Source organism: Rhodococcus sp. JCM 9793, assembly GCF_055380405.1.
Genome location: NZ_AP043721.1, coordinates 6,060,348 through 6,074,999, shown reverse-complemented (window position 1 = coordinate 6,074,999; position 14,652 = coordinate 6,060,348). Strand labels below are relative to the sequence as shown.

At 67.3% G+C, this 14,652-nt stretch carries 14 protein-coding genes; 13 read left to right on the top strand and 1 reads right to left on the bottom strand.

What is annotated here, in order from left to right; translation table 11 throughout:
- The first annotated feature begins 104 nt into the window (after positions 1-104).
- The 4 genes from dacB to hpt are packed head-to-tail and all read left to right on the top strand — an operon-like array spanning position 105 to position 4,148.
- Complete coding sequence (gene dacB / locus ACZ46K_RS30310) at positions 105-1,511, top strand: D-alanyl-D-alanine carboxypeptidase/D-alanyl-D-alanine endopeptidase (RefSeq protein WP_464746375.1); 1,407 nt, start codon at positions 105-107, stop codon at positions 1,509-1,511.
- Positions 1,508-2,539 carry a zinc-dependent metalloprotease gene (locus tag ACZ46K_RS30305; protein ID WP_464746373.1) on the top strand — a complete coding sequence of 344 codons (1,032 nt, stop codon included), beginning with the start codon at positions 1,508-1,510 and terminating at the stop codon, positions 2,537-2,539. The genes dacB and ACZ46K_RS30305 overlap by 4 nt, the downstream gene beginning before the upstream one ends.
- On the top strand, positions 2,515-3,567 hold the full coding sequence (gene tilS, locus ACZ46K_RS30300; RefSeq protein ID WP_464749511.1) for a tRNA lysidine(34) synthetase TilS: 1,053 nt from the start codon (positions 2,515-2,517) through the stop codon (positions 3,565-3,567). The genes ACZ46K_RS30305 and tilS overlap by 25 nt, the downstream gene beginning before the upstream one ends.
- Positions 3,568-3,587: 20 nt before the next feature.
- Complete coding sequence (hpt, locus tag ACZ46K_RS30295; protein ID WP_054807448.1) at positions 3,588-4,148, top strand: hypoxanthine phosphoribosyltransferase; 561 nt, start codon at positions 3,588-3,590, stop codon at positions 4,146-4,148.
- 6 nt (positions 4,149-4,154) lie between these two features.
- Here hpt and ACZ46K_RS30290 read toward each other — a convergent pair whose 3' ends face one another.
- Positions 4,155-6,065, bottom strand: a complete 1,911-nt coding sequence (locus tag ACZ46K_RS30290; RefSeq protein WP_464746371.1) for a serine/threonine-protein kinase — start codon at positions 6,063-6,065, stop codon at positions 4,155-4,157.
- Between the two features lie 234 nt (positions 6,066-6,299).
- Here ACZ46K_RS30290 and ftsH point away from each other — a divergent pair, with 234 nt between their 5' ends.
- The 9 genes from ftsH to panC all read left to right on the top strand — a co-directional run bounded on the left by ftsH (position 6,300) and on the right by panC (position 14,634).
- Positions 6,300-8,843 (top strand): ATP-dependent zinc metalloprotease FtsH, encoded by a 2,544-nt coding sequence (ftsH, locus tag ACZ46K_RS30285; protein ID WP_464746369.1) that lies wholly within the window; start codon positions 6,300-6,302, stop codon positions 8,841-8,843.
- A gap of 54 nt (positions 8,844-8,897) precedes the next feature.
- The gene (folE, locus tag ACZ46K_RS30280) at positions 8,898-9,551 is read left to right on the top strand and encodes a GTP cyclohydrolase I FolE (RefSeq protein WP_054806722.1); all 654 of its coding nucleotides are present in this window, start codon (positions 8,898-8,900) and stop codon (positions 9,549-9,551) included.
- Positions 9,552-9,607: 56 nt separating this feature from the next.
- Complete coding sequence (gene folP, locus ACZ46K_RS30275) at positions 9,608-10,432, top strand: dihydropteroate synthase (RefSeq protein ID WP_054810985.1); 825 nt, start codon at positions 9,608-9,610, stop codon at positions 10,430-10,432.
- Entirely contained in the window at positions 10,425-10,793 is a 369-nt protein-coding gene (folB, locus tag ACZ46K_RS30270) for a dihydroneopterin aldolase (protein ID WP_464746367.1), read from the top strand. Before folP ends, folB begins: the two co-directional genes overlap by 8 nt.
- The gene (gene folK, locus ACZ46K_RS30265) at positions 10,790-11,344 is read left to right on the top strand and encodes a 2-amino-4-hydroxy-6-hydroxymethyldihydropteridine diphosphokinase (protein WP_054810398.1); all 555 of its coding nucleotides are present in this window, start codon (positions 10,790-10,792) and stop codon (positions 11,342-11,344) included. The genes folB and folK overlap by 4 nt, the downstream gene beginning before the upstream one ends.
- A complete protein-coding gene (locus tag ACZ46K_RS30260; protein ID WP_054806723.1) occupies positions 11,344-11,817 on the top strand; it encodes a DUF3180 family protein in 474 nt (157 codons plus the stop codon). The genes folK and ACZ46K_RS30260 overlap by 1 nt, the downstream gene beginning before the upstream one ends.
- Before the next feature lie 60 nt (positions 11,818-11,877).
- The gene (locus ACZ46K_RS30255) at positions 11,878-12,630 is read left to right on the top strand and encodes a DUF6779 domain-containing protein (protein ID WP_464746365.1); all 753 of its coding nucleotides are present in this window, start codon (positions 11,878-11,880) and stop codon (positions 12,628-12,630) included.
- A gap of 137 nt (positions 12,631-12,767) precedes the next feature.
- Entirely contained in the window at positions 12,768-13,703 is a 936-nt protein-coding gene (locus ACZ46K_RS30250) for a Rossmann-like and DUF2520 domain-containing protein (RefSeq protein WP_464746363.1), read from the top strand.
- Complete coding sequence (panC, locus tag ACZ46K_RS30245) at positions 13,696-14,634, top strand: pantoate--beta-alanine ligase (RefSeq protein WP_054806729.1); 939 nt, start codon at positions 13,696-13,698, stop codon at positions 14,632-14,634. The genes ACZ46K_RS30250 and panC overlap by 8 nt, the downstream gene beginning before the upstream one ends.
- Positions 14,635-14,652: the final 18 nt, after the last annotated feature.

The window sequence follows — 14,652 nt, the reverse complement described above, 5'->3', positions numbered from 1 at the left end:
GGATAACCGTCCCGGCGCTACGCTGTAGGTGCAGGTACCGGACCACCACGCGACCACCAGGGGCGCGAGTGTGTAGGGCCGAATGTGTTGGACACAGCGGAGGCGTGTTGGCGGGGCAAGGTAGGAGCAAGAAACAGGGTGGACTCGAGACCCGCAAGCGTCGGAGCTTTCGGATCCTGCTCGGCATCTGGATCGTGGGGTTCCTCGCGCTCGTGGTCGGTGGCGCCTTCGCGGTGTACGACGTGCGCAGCACCGCATCGGCCGCCGTGGTTCCCGCCCCGGCTCCCGTCATTGCTGCCCCGCAGGTCGCGGCCATCACCGAGTCGGCTCCCGCTCCCACTCCCACCGGGCTCGCCACTGCACTCGGCCCCGCCGTGACGAACCCCGGGCTCGGTGCATTCACCGGCTCGGTCACCGACGCTGCGACGGGCACGGTGCTCTGGTCACACGAGCCCGAACGCCCGATGACACCGGCGTCCACCACGAAACTGCTCACGACGGCGGCCGCCCTGATCGCACTGCCGAGCGACCATCGGGTCACGACGAAGGTGGTCTCCGGTTCTCGGCCCGGGGAGGTCGTGCTGGTCGCCGGCGGAGACCCGACACTGACGGCCCAGCCCGTCGGTCAGGATGGTTTCTATCCTGGAGCACCGCGCATCGCCGACCTCGCCGACCAGATCTCACGTTCCGGCACCGCCGTCGACACCGTGCTCGTCGACATCGGCGCGTACAGCGGGGACCTCCTCGCACCCGGGTGGTTCCCCGAAGATGTCCCCGACGGGTTCGTCACTCCGATGGAACCGGTGATGCTCGACGGTGGGCGATCCGACCCGCTCGAAGACGAATCGCCGCGCAGCACGACACCGGCGCTCGATGCGGGCCGGGCACTGGCCGTCGCGCTCGGTGCCGATCCCGCGTCCGTCGCGCTCGGTTCTGCGGCCCCGGGCGCCACACCCATGGCCTCGGTGCAATCGGCACCCCTGCGCGACCGCCTCGGCCAGATGGTGAGTCACTCCGACAATGTGCTCGCCGAGGCCATCGGCCGCGAGGTCGCCATCGACGCAGGGGCAGGGGCATCCTTCTCCGACGCCACCGGCGCCGTCCTGCGCGTGCTGCAGGGCGCAGGCTTCGACACCTCCGGTGTGACGCTCGCAGACCTCAGCGGCCTGTCGGTCGACGACCGGATCCCCGCCGGCCTGCTCGACTCCATCATGGCGGCCGCAGCGGCACCGGACCGTGAGGAACTGCGCCCGATACTCGACTACCTGCCTGTCGCCGGTGGTACCGGCACCCTCGCGGATCGCTACGGCGCGGTGAATCGCGCCGGAGCCGGGTGGGTTCGCGCCAAGACGGGCACACTGAATCTGGTGAGCGGACTTTCGGGATATGTAGTCGACGTCGACGGTCGCGTGCTCTCGTTTGCGCTGCTGTCCAACGATCGCTCCCCCGGGGAGGCCCGGCCCGCACTCGATGCGGTGGCCGCGGTCCTTCGAGAATGCGGATGCCGATGAGTGGCGCCGACCGCGCACTCGGCGACGCGATCGACTGGTCGTTCGCGGCGGGCGTCGGTGCGCGGCTGGCACGTCCGGCGCCGGCGATGTCGCGCTACACCTACGACACCGCGGCCGCCGAACTGGCGTCGGCCTCCGACCGGGCAGACGGCCCGGTCCGGGATCTGACCGGCCTCGACGCCGGTGCTGCGCCGTTGCCGGCGCTCGTCGTCGATCGTCCGGGGTGGGTACATGCAGCGGCCGCCTCGATGTCCGAACTGGTCGGGGCCGGAGAGAGCCGCTCGTGGGCCGCGAAACCTGCCGGTGCGCAGGCCGGTGCGATGCTCGCCTACCTGTCCTCGGCGGTGCTCGGACAGTACGACCCGTTCTCCCGCACGCTGCTGCTGGTCACCCCGAACGTCGTCGCCGTCGAACGTTCGTTGAAGGTACCCACATCGGACTTCCGACTGTGGGTGTGTCTGCACGAGGTCACGCATCGGGTGCAGTTCGCGGAGGCGCCCTGGATGGCCGACCTCATGCGGGACGCCGCCGGGCAACTGTCGGCCGCCGTCGACGAACCGATCGGTGACATCGCCGGACGCCTCGTCTCGGCAGTCCGAGACCTGCGCGAACCCGAGGGAAAACCGATGTCGCAGCGCGGCATGCTCGGCCTGATGCGTGCGCTTCAGGCCGAACCCCAACGCGAAAGTCTCGATCGCATGCTCGCGCTCGGCACCCTTCTCGAGGGGCACGCCGATCACGTCATGGATGCGGTCGGGCCGTCGGTGGTTCCCTCGGTGGTCCGCATCCGGCGCGCATTCGACAGCCGCCGACGGCGCAGCAGCAATCCGATCCACCGCGTAGTCCGCATACTTCTCGGGATGGACGCGAAGATCGCGCAGTACGTCCACGGCAAGAAATTCGTCGACGCGGTCGTGGCGAAGGTGGGGATGGCGCAGTTCAACGCGGTCTGGTCCGGGCCGGACGCTCTGCCGACGCTCGGCGAGATCGACAAGCCCGACGCCTGGATCGCGCGGGTGCTGGGCTGACCGTGGTCGCGGCATTGCCACCCTTGCTTCCCGAGACTCCCGCGATCCACGAGATCCGCCGGGCAGTGCGCGCATGGCTCGCCGAGTACGACGCGACCACCGTCGTCGTCGGGCTCTCCGGTGGTGCTGATTCGGCAGCCCTGACTGCCGCCGCCGTCGCGGAGGCCGACGCCGTGCATGCGGTGGTGGTGGACCATCGCCTGCAGACCGGCTCCGACGTGGTCGCCGCGCGGGCCGTCGAGTTCGCGGAGTCGGTCGGATGCGCTTCGGCGCGGGTGCAGGCGGTCGACGTGACCGGCCCGGGCGGCCTCGAAGCCGCCGCTCGTCACGCGCGCTATCGGGCGCTCGACGACGCGCGGCGCGGCCATCCGGTGCTGCTCGGCCACACTCTCGACGACCAGGCCGAGACCGTCCTGCTGGGCCTCGGTCGCGGCTCGGGTCTACGGTCGATCCGCGGCATGGCTCAGTTCGACGACCCATGGGGCCGCCCCCTCCTGGGGATCCGCCGCGACACCACCCGGCTGGCGTGCAAGGAACTCGGCTACCGCCCGTACGAGGATCCGCACAACTCCGATCCGCGGTTCACTCGCGTGCGGCTGCGGAGCGAGGTCCTGCCGCTGCTCGAGGACGTTCTCGGTGGCGGAGTGGCCGCGGCACTCGCGCGAACTGCGGCGCAGTTGCGTGAGGACGGCGACGCGCTCGACGCGGCCGCGGCGCGCGTGCTCTCGGACGCGCTCGGGGAGCCGGACTCCTCGTCCATAGGGCGGCAACTCGATACCGCGACGCTCGCGTCGTCGCCACCGGCGGTTCGGCGTCGTGCGGTGCGGGCGTGGTTGATCGGAATGGGAGCCTCGTCACCGCCCGACCGGACCCTGCGTGCGGTGGATGCCCTGGTGGGGGAGTGGCATGGGCAGGGTCCGGTGGCCGTGGGCCGGGGCACTGAACGAGGGACCAGGTTGGTGGTGGCACGACGGCGTGGCAGGCTGAGCGTGGAGTTCGTCGACCAGCAACGGTGCGCGGACGACTGACGGAAGGTAGGTAGGGCCCGGTGTACGAAGGCGATATTGCGTCGGTGCTGATCTCGCAGGACGAGATCGGGAAGCGCACCGCAGAACTGGCAGAGTCGGTCGCCAAGCGGTATCCGCCGGGTGCTCCCGAAGGCGATCTGCTTCTCATCGGCGTGCTCAAGGGCGCGATCTTCTTCATGACCGATTTCGCTCGCGCGTTGCCGATCCCGACGCAGATGGAGTTCATGGCCGTCAGCTCGTACGGCTCGTCGACGTCGTCCTCCGGTGTGGTGCGCATCCTGAAGGACCTCGACAAGGACATCGCCGGCCGCCACGTGCTGATAGTCGAGGACATCATCGATTCGGGCCTGACCCTGTCGTGGCTGCTCCGCAACCTCAAGACCCGCAACCCCGCCTCGCTCGAGGTCGTCACGCTGCTACGCAAACCCGATGCCATCAAGATCGACATCGAGGTCGCGGACGTCGGCTTCGACATTCCCAACGAGTTCGTCGTCGGCTACGGACTGGACTACGACGAGCGGTACCGCGACCTGCCGTACATCGGGACGCTGGATCCGAAGGTGTACAGCAGCGAGCGCTGAGGATGACTACTGCGGCGGAAACCGACGGTCCGGACGGACCGCGACGGATCGCTGCAGGGCCTCCAGATCCTGCTCCATGAGTCGGAACAGCCAGTACACGAAGACGAACGCGCCGATGCTGCCCACCGAGAGCACACGCACAGCGGGCTGAACTTGGGCGATCTCGTCGACCGTGAGAAATGTCGACCCCGCGACTGCGACGAGGGGCACTGCCGCAGCGACGGCGAGATAGCGAATGCTGCGGCGGTGCAGGCCTTCGAGTTCGCGGGCATCGGTGGTGTCGGTCGCTCCGTGCGGCAGGAACGCCGGGTAGATCGACCGCACCATGTAGAACGAGACGAAGAAGAACGGGTACGCCACGGCGATCGTTCCGCACACGACGATCGACGTGACGAAATGGGTGATCGCCCTGCTGTCGAGTGCCCCCGACACGGACTCCATGACAACCGGGAACAGGATTCCCGACAGCACCCAGAGCGTCATCACCACCGCCGTGATGCGATCGGCGATGAGCAGTGCGTCATGCCTGGCATGCGCGAGCTCGTCGGCGTCGTACTGCCGTCCGCGGAGCAGTCCGCGGGGCACGGTGATCAGTCGCCGCGCGAGATAGACGATCACCAGTGCGCCCAAGGGAAACACGGTCGCGTTGATGATCAGCGCGATGGTCTGGAACTGGAGTTGGGCGTCCGGCGACAGCTGTCCGACGATCAGATTCCGATTGTGCTGGAAGTTGTAGAGCGCACCCAGCACATTGGGAATGCCGACTGCGGCGATCATCAATGGGACGACCGGCCTGCGCAGCCGCGCCCGCCAGCTCTCCGGCGGTGGGTCCACGAGTTCGCGGGCACGCGAGTCGAGACACAGGTCGAACTGTTGCGCGAGTTCGGCGCCGGATGCCCACCGATCGGTGGATTCGGGTGCGAGACAACGCGTGAGCACACGCCGCAGGGTCTGCGGACAGTCGCTCGGCAACTGGGCGAGTGCGTCGCCGTCCGGAGGAGCACGGCGGCTGCGCAGCATCACGTCGAGCGCGTCCATTGTGGGCGCCTCCGCGACGTGGGCGCCGTGATCGTCGCCGGGTCTGCTTCCGGTGATCAACTCCCACAGCATCACACCGAGCGCGTAGATGTCGCTGCGGGTGTCGAGGTCGGCGGCACTGCGCGACAGATGGGGATGGCAGGCCTCGAGTTGTTCGGGGGACATGTATGCCAGCGAGCCGCCGAGATAGGCGACAGGTGAGCTGTCGTCCACCGATTCGGCGAAGCTGATGTTGAAATCGGCCAGTTTGGGCACGCCTTCGGCGGTGAGCAATACGTTCGCCGGTTTGATATCGCGGTGGAGCACGCCGCGGCTTTCGGCGTAGTGAAGTGCCTCGGCGAGACGCCGTCCCAGCCACGCCACGGTTTCGGGCCACGTCAGGCCCGCGAGACGTTCCCGAACGGGTGATTCGGACGGTCTGATCTCGCCCTTTTCCTGGAGAGCTTCGTCGACGGAGTCGAGCAGCAGCCGGCCGGACCGTTGTTCGGGCGGTGTCTCCCGCACCTTGTGCAGCACGCGCAGCAGAGTTCCGCCGGGCATGTACTGCATATAGAGGAGGCGCAGCCCGTGGTCGGGCAGGATTCGCTGGTCGAAGACCCGCACGATGTAGTCGTGGTCGAGCTGAGCGAGCGTCTGTGCTTCGTTTCCGCTGTTCCGCGAGACCTTCACTGCAACGAGACGCTGCATCGACTGCTGCCGTGCGAGGAACACGCGGCCGAATGCGCCGGTTCCCAGGGCAGTGAGCAGGTCGAAGTCGTCGATTCGTTGCCCGGCTTCCACGTCGTCGAGAGTGATGGGGTCGCCGGAGTCCAGGATGTCGGGGCGTGTCTGTGCCGTGACGGTGAGGTCGACGGTCGGGTCCGGATCCCGCGTGGCCATGCTCGATTTTCCCACATGCCGCTGCGTCGGATAAGGCACAACGCATTGCCGGACGGAGAGGGAACCCCGGCATGATCTCGCGCGTTGGCATAGCAGGCCGACCACGCAGGGGCGTCATGGCAGCGTCACGCGGTAACCTTGCGGTGCCCGATTGGTCACGGGTATGGGAAGAGCCACAACGACCACTTTGCTGACGTCACTATCGAAAGGACCGGCCGAACCGGCCGAACCTGTATGAACCGCAAGACAGTGTTTCGAAATCTGGGGATAGTCCTCGGCATCCTGTTGGTCATCTACGCCTTCAGTTACTTCGGCGACGACACGCGCGGCTTCACGAAGGTCGATACGTCCGTGGCGATTGCGCAGCTCGACGCGGGCAACGTCAAGGAAGCGCAGATCGACGACCGCGAGCAGCAGGTCCGGTTGTGGCTCGACAGCGGTAACGACTCGACCGAGGGCTCGACCGAGATCCTCGCCAAGTACCCGGCTTCGGCGTCCGAGCAGGTCTTCGACAAGGTCGCAGCGTCGGATGCCGAATCGTTCGACACGCAGGTCTCCCAGGAGAGCTGGCTGACGTCGATTCTCCTGTTCGTGTTGCCGATGATCATCCTTCTCGGCGTCTTCATCTTCGTGATGAGCAGGATGCAGGGTGGTGGCCGTGGCGGCATGATGGGCTTCGGCAAGTCGAAGGCCAAGCAGCTGTCCAAGGACATGCCCAAGACGACCTTCGCCGACGTAGCGGGTGCGAACGAAGCCGTCGAGGAACTCTACGAGATCAAGGACTTCCTGCAGAACCCCGCCCGTTATCAGGCGTTGGGCGCGAAGATCCCCAGAGGCGTGCTCCTGTACGGCCCGCCCGGCACCGGTAAGACCCTCCTCGCGCGCGCTGTCGCGGGTGAGGCAGGCGTGCCGTTCTTCACGATCTCCGGTTCCGACTTCGTCGAAATGTTCGTCGGTGTGGGCGCCTCGCGCGTGCGCGACCTGTTCGAGCAGGCCAAGCAGAATGCACCGTGCATCATCTTCGTGGACGAGATCGACGCGGTCGGCCGCCAGCGCGGTGCCGGGCTCGGCGGCGGACACGACGAGCGTGAGCAGACCCTCAATCAGCTGCTGGTGGAGATGGACGGCTTCGGAGACCGCCAGAGCGTCATCCTCATCGCGGCGACCAACCGTCCCGATATCCTCGATCCCGCACTGCTGCGCCCCGGTCGCTTCGACCGGCAGATCCCCGTCAGCAACCCCGACCTCGCCGGGCGGCGCGCGATCCTCCAGGTGCATTCCAAGGGCAAGCCGATCGATCAGCACGCCGACCTCGAAGGCCTGGCGAAGCGCACCGTCGGTATGTCCGGTGCGGATCTCGCGAACGTCGTCAACGAGGCCGCATTGCTGACCGCCCGTGAGAACGGCACCGTCATCACCGAGGCGATCCTCGAAGAATCCGTGGACCGCGTGATCGGTGGCCCGCGTCGCAAGAGCCGGATCATCAGCGAGCACGAGAAGAAGATCACCGCATACCACGAGGGTGGTCACACCCTTGCTGCTTGGGCGATGCCCGACATCGAACCCGTCTACAAGGTCACGATCCTCGCGCGTGGCCGAACCGGCGGACACGCTATGACGGTGCCCGAGGACGACAAGGGCCTGATGACCCGCTCCGAGATGATCGCGCGTCTCGTCATGGCGATGGGTGGCCGCGCCGCCGAAGAACTGGTGTTCCGCGAGCCCACGACCGGTGCGTCGTCCGATATCGATCAGGCGACCAAGATCGCGCGTGCCATGGTCACCGAATACGGCATGAGCGCGAAGCTGGGCGCGGTTCGTTACGGCCAGGAGCAGGGAGATCCGTTCCTGGGACGGTCCATGGGTGTGCAGTCGGACTACTCGCACGAGGTCGCGCGGGAGATCGACGAGGAGGTGCGCAACCTGATCGAGGCAGCGCACACGGAAGCCTGGTCGATTCTCAACCAGTATCGCGACGCGCTCGACCTGATTGCAGGTGAACTGCTCGAGCACGAGACGCTCACCCGCAAGGACCTCGAGCGGATCCTGGCTTCGGTGGAGAAACGTCCCCGGATCACGGCGTTCAACGATTTCGGTGATCGTGTCCCGTCGGACAAGCCGCCGATCAAGACCCCCGGTGAACTCGCCAAGGAACGCGGCGAACCGTGGCCGCCGGAACCGCCGTCGCTGACCAAGCCTGCGCAGCAGGATCAGCCGCAGCAACAGCAATTCCCACCGCAGCAACAGCAGCCGTACCAGCAGCAGCCCGCAGGTCAGGCGCCGCACCTCGCCGGTCCGGCTCCGACACAGCAGATGTTCGGGCAGCCGCCTGCGGGTCAGGCTCCGCAGCCCCCCGGTCCGGCACCGCAGCCTCCCGTTGCGGCACCGCAGCAACAGCCGTCCGGTCCGGGCAACGGCTACCAGGCTCCGCAGCCGGTACCGGCGTCGGAGCCGATGCCGGGCTTCCCGCCGGCCGCCGGCCAGTATCCGGGCGGACCGCGACACGCGACCCGGCCCGATTACGGCGCCCCCGCGGGTTGGTCGGCACCCGGATGGCCCCCGCAGGAGCAGCCGAACCAGCCGCAGGACCAACCGAACCAGCAGGACCACGCCGGCGGCGTCTATCAGCGGGGATACCCCGACTGGACGCAGCAGGGCAACGCAGAAGGCGTCAACGGTGCAGGTGGTGATACCGGCCCGCAGCGTGACGACGATGGTCGGACACCACCTGAGCCTCCTCCCACGCAACCGTGGGACGGCCCGGCAAACCACCGCTGAGATCGTCGGTAGCAGCGTAGTTCCCAGTACACATCAGAAAGTGGAGGACGTCGGGTGTCGGTGAATCACCTCAATACGGAGGCGAGTTCTGCCTCGGACAGCCATGACGGCACTGAGTCGTTGAGCCTGTCGTCGGGTCGACCCTTCGATCAGGCCCGGGCCGAGGCAGCCGTACGGGAACTGCTCATCGCCGTCGGCGAGGACCCCGAGCGTGAAGGGCTGCGCGACACCCCCGCGCGTGTCGCGCGTGCCTACCGCGAGGTGTTCAGCGGACTGTTCACCGTTCCCGACGAGGTGCTCAACACCACCTTCGACGAAGGGCACCAGGAACTCGTCCTGGTGCGCGACATCCCGATGTACTCGACGTGTGAGCACCACCTGGTCTCCTTCCACGGTGTCGCCCACGTCGGTTACATCCCCGGGTCCACCGGGCGCGTGACGGGGCTGTCCAAGCTCGCACGGCTCGTCGACCTCTACGCGAAGCGGCCGCAGGTGCAGGAACGCCTGACTAGCCAGATCGCGGACGCGCTCGTGCGCAAGCTCGAGCCGCGCGGAGCCATTGTCGTCGTGGAGGCCGAACACTTGTGCATGGCGATGCGCGGTATTCGCAAGCCCGGCGCGAGCACCACGACGTCCGCGGTGCGCGGGTTGTTCCAGACGAGCTCGGCATCTCGCGCAGAAGCCCTGGATCTCATTCTGCGCCGGTGAGCATCCCTTCGGACACTCAGTGGCCCATCGTGCGCGACGCACAGTGGCCCATCGTGATGGGTGTACTGAACGTCACCAGCGACTCTTTCTCTGACGGAGGGCGCTACCTCGATCGTGACACCGCGATCGCCCGCGGACTCGAACTTCGCGAACTCGGAGTCGACATCGTCGACGTCGGCGGCGAATCGACTCGTCCGGGTGCGGCACGGGTCGATCCCGAGATCGAGGCTGCGCGGGTCGCACCGGTCATCAGGGCGCTCACCGCGGCAGGGATCGCCACCAGTGTCGACACGATGCGCGCGTCCGTCGCTGAAGCTGCCATCGAGGCCGGGGTGACGATCATCAACGACGTATCGGGTGGTCGTGCGGATCCGAACATGGCGTCGGTGGTGGCGTCGGCGCGGCTCCCGTGGATCCTGATGCATTGGCGACCCACCGGCGAGTTCGTGCACGCCGGTGGGAGCACCCACTACGACGATGTGGTGCGCGAAGTTCGCGACGAACTCCTCACGCAGGTCGATGCCGCCCTCGCGGCGGGCGTCGCCCGTGAGAACCTCATCCTCGACCCCGGTCTGGGATTTGTGAAGGAACCCGATCACAACTGGGAACTCCTGCAGCGGTTGTCCGAACTCACCGCACTCGGATTCCCGGTGCTGATCGGTGCGTCGCGTAAACGATTCCTGGGGTCGCTGCTCGCCGCACCCGACGGAACCGTGCGCTCGCCGGACGGACGGGAAGTCGCCACCGCAGTGGTCTCGGCCCTCGCCGCGACACACGGTGCGTGGGGTGTGCGAGTACACGATGTGCAGGCGAGTCGCGATGCACTCGCCGTCGTCCGGGCATGGCAACGAGGCAGTGCGGAAGGTAGACACGATGGGTGATCGCATCGAGCTGCGCGGCCTGAAGGTCCGCGGCAACCACGGGGTGTTCGACCACGAGAAACGTGACGGACAGGACTTCCTCATCGACATCGTCGCGTGGCTAGATCTGGCGCCGGCCGGAGCCAGCGACGATCTCGTCGACACTCTCGACTACGGGGGGCTCGCCGAGCGGGCCGCCGCGATCGTCGCCGGTCCCACGCACGACCTCATCGAAACCGTGGCCGGCCGGATCGCCGACGGAGTCCTGGCCGATGGCCGGGTTTCGCGGGTGGAGGTGACCGTGCACAAGCCGTCCGCGCCGATTCCCCTGACGTTCGCCGACGTGGCGGTGGTGGTGGACCGGACCCGGAGCGCCGGATGAGTCGTGCGGTGCTGTCGATCGGCTCCAACCTCGGAGACCGGCTCGCGCATCTGAAATCCGTCGTCGACGCGCTCGGTCCGCGCGTGCGCGCTGTGTCGAGCGTGTATTCCACGGCGCCGTGGGGTGGTGTCGAGCAACAAGATTTCCTCAACGCCGTGGTGGTGGCCGAAGACGAGCGCTTCGGTGAGTACGACTGGCTGACGCTGGGCCGTGAACTCGAAGCTGCTGCCGCCCGCGTGCGAGTCCAGCATTGGGGGCCGCGCAGCCTCGATGTCGACGTCGTCGTCTGTCGGACGAGTGCGGGGGAGGTGCGCAGCGACGATCCGGAGCTGCTCCTGCCGCATCCGCGCGCACACGAGCGTGCGTTCGTCCTGGTGCCGTGGATAGACGTCGAGCCGCACGCGGGTCTCACGGCGAACGGGCACACTCGACCGATCTCGGACTGGCTCGCGGACCTCGGTGAAGCCGAACGTGACGGAGTGCACCGAACCGACCTCGCACTCGTCGATCACGCGCCGGGCGCGGAAGCCGACCCCGGCGGCCGCCCGTGATGAAAGCGACCCGGATCCGCGACCTGCTCGCTCTTGCGATGCTCGCCGCGGTCGTAGCGTGGCTGCTGATCCGCACCATGTACGGTTCGCTGCCGCCGATTCCCGTCTATGCCGGCGCCTCGCTGTATCCGGTGGCTGCGCTCGAAGTGGTCCTCGCATTCATGATTCGCTCGCGTGTGAACAGCCATCAGCTCGGCGACGGACCTCGCCAGCTGCACCCGATCACTGCAGCCCGCTCGGTCGCGCTGGCGAAGGCGTCTGCGCTCGTCGGTGCGGCGAGTACCGGGGTGTGGGTGGGCTTTCTGCTGTATCTGCTGCCGCAGCGGGGCACGGTGCAGGCAGCGTCCGAGGACATTTCTGGAGTGGTTGTCGGTGCGATCGCAGGTGTGGTGCTCGTCGCAGCCGCATTGTGGCTCGAACATTGTTGCCGGACTCCTGAGGATCCGGATGAACCGTCCGAGCCTGCGACCTGACAGCGCGCGTGTCGCGGTGATGCCTGCCCAGGCGGGGCGTTGGCCAGTACGCTGGTAACCATGGTGTTTCGGGGGCGGGAGAGTAAGGATCGGCGGCCGTGGCGCAGTTCCGGCTCGGTCATCGTCGCCGGGCTGCTTGCGCTGGCGATGGTCGCCTCGTTGCTGCTCGTGTTCAGCGACAGTGTCCAAATGCTCCGGATCGCCGTGGTCGTCGCCCTGTGGTGCGCAGTGGTCGGAGCTATCGCGATGACGAAATATCGCCGCGAATCGGCACTCGACAAGGCCAAGGCGGAAGACCTCAAGACCGTGTACGAGTTGCAGCTCGACCGAGAGATCTCGGCGCGCCGCGAGTACGAGCTGGGAGTCGAGGAGAAGGTCCGATCCGAGCTCCGGATCGACACCGACGAGATGACCGCACTGCGGGCCGAACTTGCAGCGCTGCGCCACAGCCTCGAAGCATTGTTCGATGGGAAACTCCCCGATGACGCCCCCGCGCTGAAGGGCACCTTCACCCGTGAACTCGACAGTGCGCCTCGGGTGAACGCGCCACGACCCTCCGGCCCGGCGTTCGCATCGCCCGGCGACGAGCCGCTGACTGCGGAAACAGAAATCGTGACTGCCGGTGCCGAACAGTCGGATGCGGAGACGGACCCCGACCCCGATGCCGACGAAACAGCGGACGGAAAGTCGGGCACTCCGGGTGTACCCGCAGGTCGACGGGCCCGTCGACGCCTCGATGCGGAGGCGTCCGGCAGCCATACGCAGGGCCGTTCCGTCGCCGACATCCTGGCGAATCTGTCGTCGGATCGCTGAGACCGGAACCCGCCGGTCATGCCGGTGAGGTGTAGATCACGCCGTTTCTCCATGGCCTGTCACAAAGGCCGCACGCTATTCTCGTGCAGAACGTCTGGTACCCGCTGCGCGGGACTGGAACGAACGAGAGGACTCCCGTGACTTCCTTCGGGATCACAAACGCGCCTGCACCTGCCCGGTTGTCCGTGGGCATCGTCTCCGCGGGGCGTGTCGGAACCGCACTGGGGGCGGCGCTCGAATGTGCCGGCCACGTGGTCGTCGCGTGCTCGGCAGTGTCCGAAGCATCCAAACATCGCGCCCACACGCGTCTGCCGGATTCACTGATCCTGCCCGTCGACGAGGTCGCGGGCAGATGCGACCTGCTCCTGCTCGCTGTGCCCGACTCGGAGCTCGCCGGCCTGGTCGCGGGCCTCGCAGCCACCGGAGTCGTGCGCCGCGGAACGTTGGTCGTGCACACTTCCGGTGCCCACGGCATCGAGATCCTCGCGCCGCTCACCGCAGTCGGCGCAACTCCGCTCGCGATCCATCCTGCGATGACTTTCACCGGCCACGACGAGGACACCGCACGCCTGTCGTCGACGTGTTTCGGGATCACCGCTGCCGACGAGATCGGTTACGCGATCGCGCAGGCACTCGTCATCGAGATCGGTGGTGAACCGGTCCGGGTCTCCGAGGCGATGCGCCCGCTTTACCACGCAGCGCTCGCCCACGGCAGCAACCACCTGGTCACGCTCGTATCCGACGCTGTCGAGGCCCTCCGGGTCGCGCTCGAGGGAGACGAACTTCTCGGCCAGCAACTCGTCGACGCCGATCCCGGTGGTGTCGCCGAGCGCGTCATCGCACCGCTGCTCACTGCAGCCCTCGACAACGTGCTGCGGCGCGGCCCATCGGCCCTGACCGGTCCGGTGGCGCGCGGTGATGCCGATGCGGTGGCCACACACCTGCGTGTGCTGGACGCGGTCGATCCGAAGATCGCCGCCGGATACCGCGCACTGTCGCTGCGATCGGCGCAGCGTACCGGTTCGAAACCGGAACTCATGGAAATCCTCGAAGGGGCTGATCACGGTGAGTGAAACGGAACAGCGCGGATACGTGCGCGGTGAGCTGACCGTGCACCACGACCCGGCTACCTTGACGAAGGTCAGCAAGGCATTGCGCGGTGTCGGTCGCACTGTCGCTCTGGTTCCGACGATGGGTGCGCTCCACACCGGGCACCTCGAACTCGTGCGGCAGGCGAAGTTGACCGGCGCGGTCGTGGTGGTGTCGATCTTCGTCAATCCACTGCAGTTCGGTGCGAACGAAGACCTCGACGCGTACCCACGCACTGTCGACGCGGACCTCGAGCTACTGCGCGAGGCCGGCGTGGAACTCGCGTTCGTCCCGTCCGCCGCCGCGATGTACCCGGCCGGCCCTCGCACCATGATCCACCCGGGCCCGCTCGGCGCCGAACTCGAAGGCGGATCCCGTCCGACGCATTTCGCGGGCATGCTCACCGTCGTTGCCAAGTTGCTGCAGATCGTCGGACCGAACAGTGCGTTCTTCGGTGAGAAGGACTATCAGCAACTCACGCTGATCCGCCAGATGGCGACCGACCTGAACTTCGACGTGCGGATCATCGGTGTGCCCACCATCCGTGAATCCGACGGTTTGGCGTTGTCGTCGCGCAACCGCTACCTGGACGCCGAGCAACGTGAGATCGCCACCGTCCTGTCTGCGGCGCTCGTTGCAGGCGCGCATGCTGCTGCCGGCGGTGCCGACGCGATCCTGTCGGCAGCCCGCGATGTGCTGGCCTCCGCACCTGCGATCGAAGTGGACTACTTGGAGTTGCGCGGCGCCGACCTCGGCGAAGCGCCGGAGCGCGGCGACGGCCGGTTGCTGGTGGCCGCACGCTTGGGCTCCACCCGTTTGATCGACAATGTCGGTGTCGCAGTCGGAACCGGCTTCCTGGAACGGGCGACCGGTCCTGTCGACCCCGATGTCGCAGACGACCTGCTTGCTCGCTGACGCGAGTTCACGACGAGA

What these genes read in the sequence shown, in the direction of transcription:
- ACZ46K_RS30260 (WP_054806723.1), top strand. Translation starts at nt 11,344, where the DNA reads ATGAAAGCGACCCGGATCCGCGACCTGCTCGCTCTTGCGATGCTCGCC.
- ftsH (WP_464746369.1), top strand. Translation starts at nt 6,300, where the DNA reads ATGAACCGCAAGACAGTGTTTCGAAATCTGGGGATAGTCCTCGGCATC.
- ACZ46K_RS30255 (WP_464746365.1), top strand. Translation starts at nt 11,878, where the DNA reads ATGGTGTTTCGGGGGCGGGAGAGTAAGGATCGGCGGCCGTGGCGCAGT.
- folK (WP_054810398.1), top strand. Translation starts at nt 10,790, where the DNA reads ATGAGTCGTGCGGTGCTGTCGATCGGCTCCAACCTCGGAGACCGGCTC.
- folB (WP_464746367.1), top strand. Translation starts at nt 10,425, where the DNA reads ATGGGTGATCGCATCGAGCTGCGCGGCCTGAAGGTCCGCGGCAACCAC.
- folP (WP_054810985.1), top strand. Translation starts at nt 9,608, where the DNA reads ATGGGTGTACTGAACGTCACCAGCGACTCTTTCTCTGACGGAGGGCGC.
- ACZ46K_RS30305 (WP_464746373.1), top strand. Translation starts at nt 1,508, where the DNA reads ATGAGTGGCGCCGACCGCGCACTCGGCGACGCGATCGACTGGTCGTTC.
- ACZ46K_RS30290 (WP_464746371.1), bottom strand. Translation starts at nt 6,065, where the DNA reads ATGGCCACGCGGGATCCGGACCCGACCGTCGACCTCACCGTCACGGCA.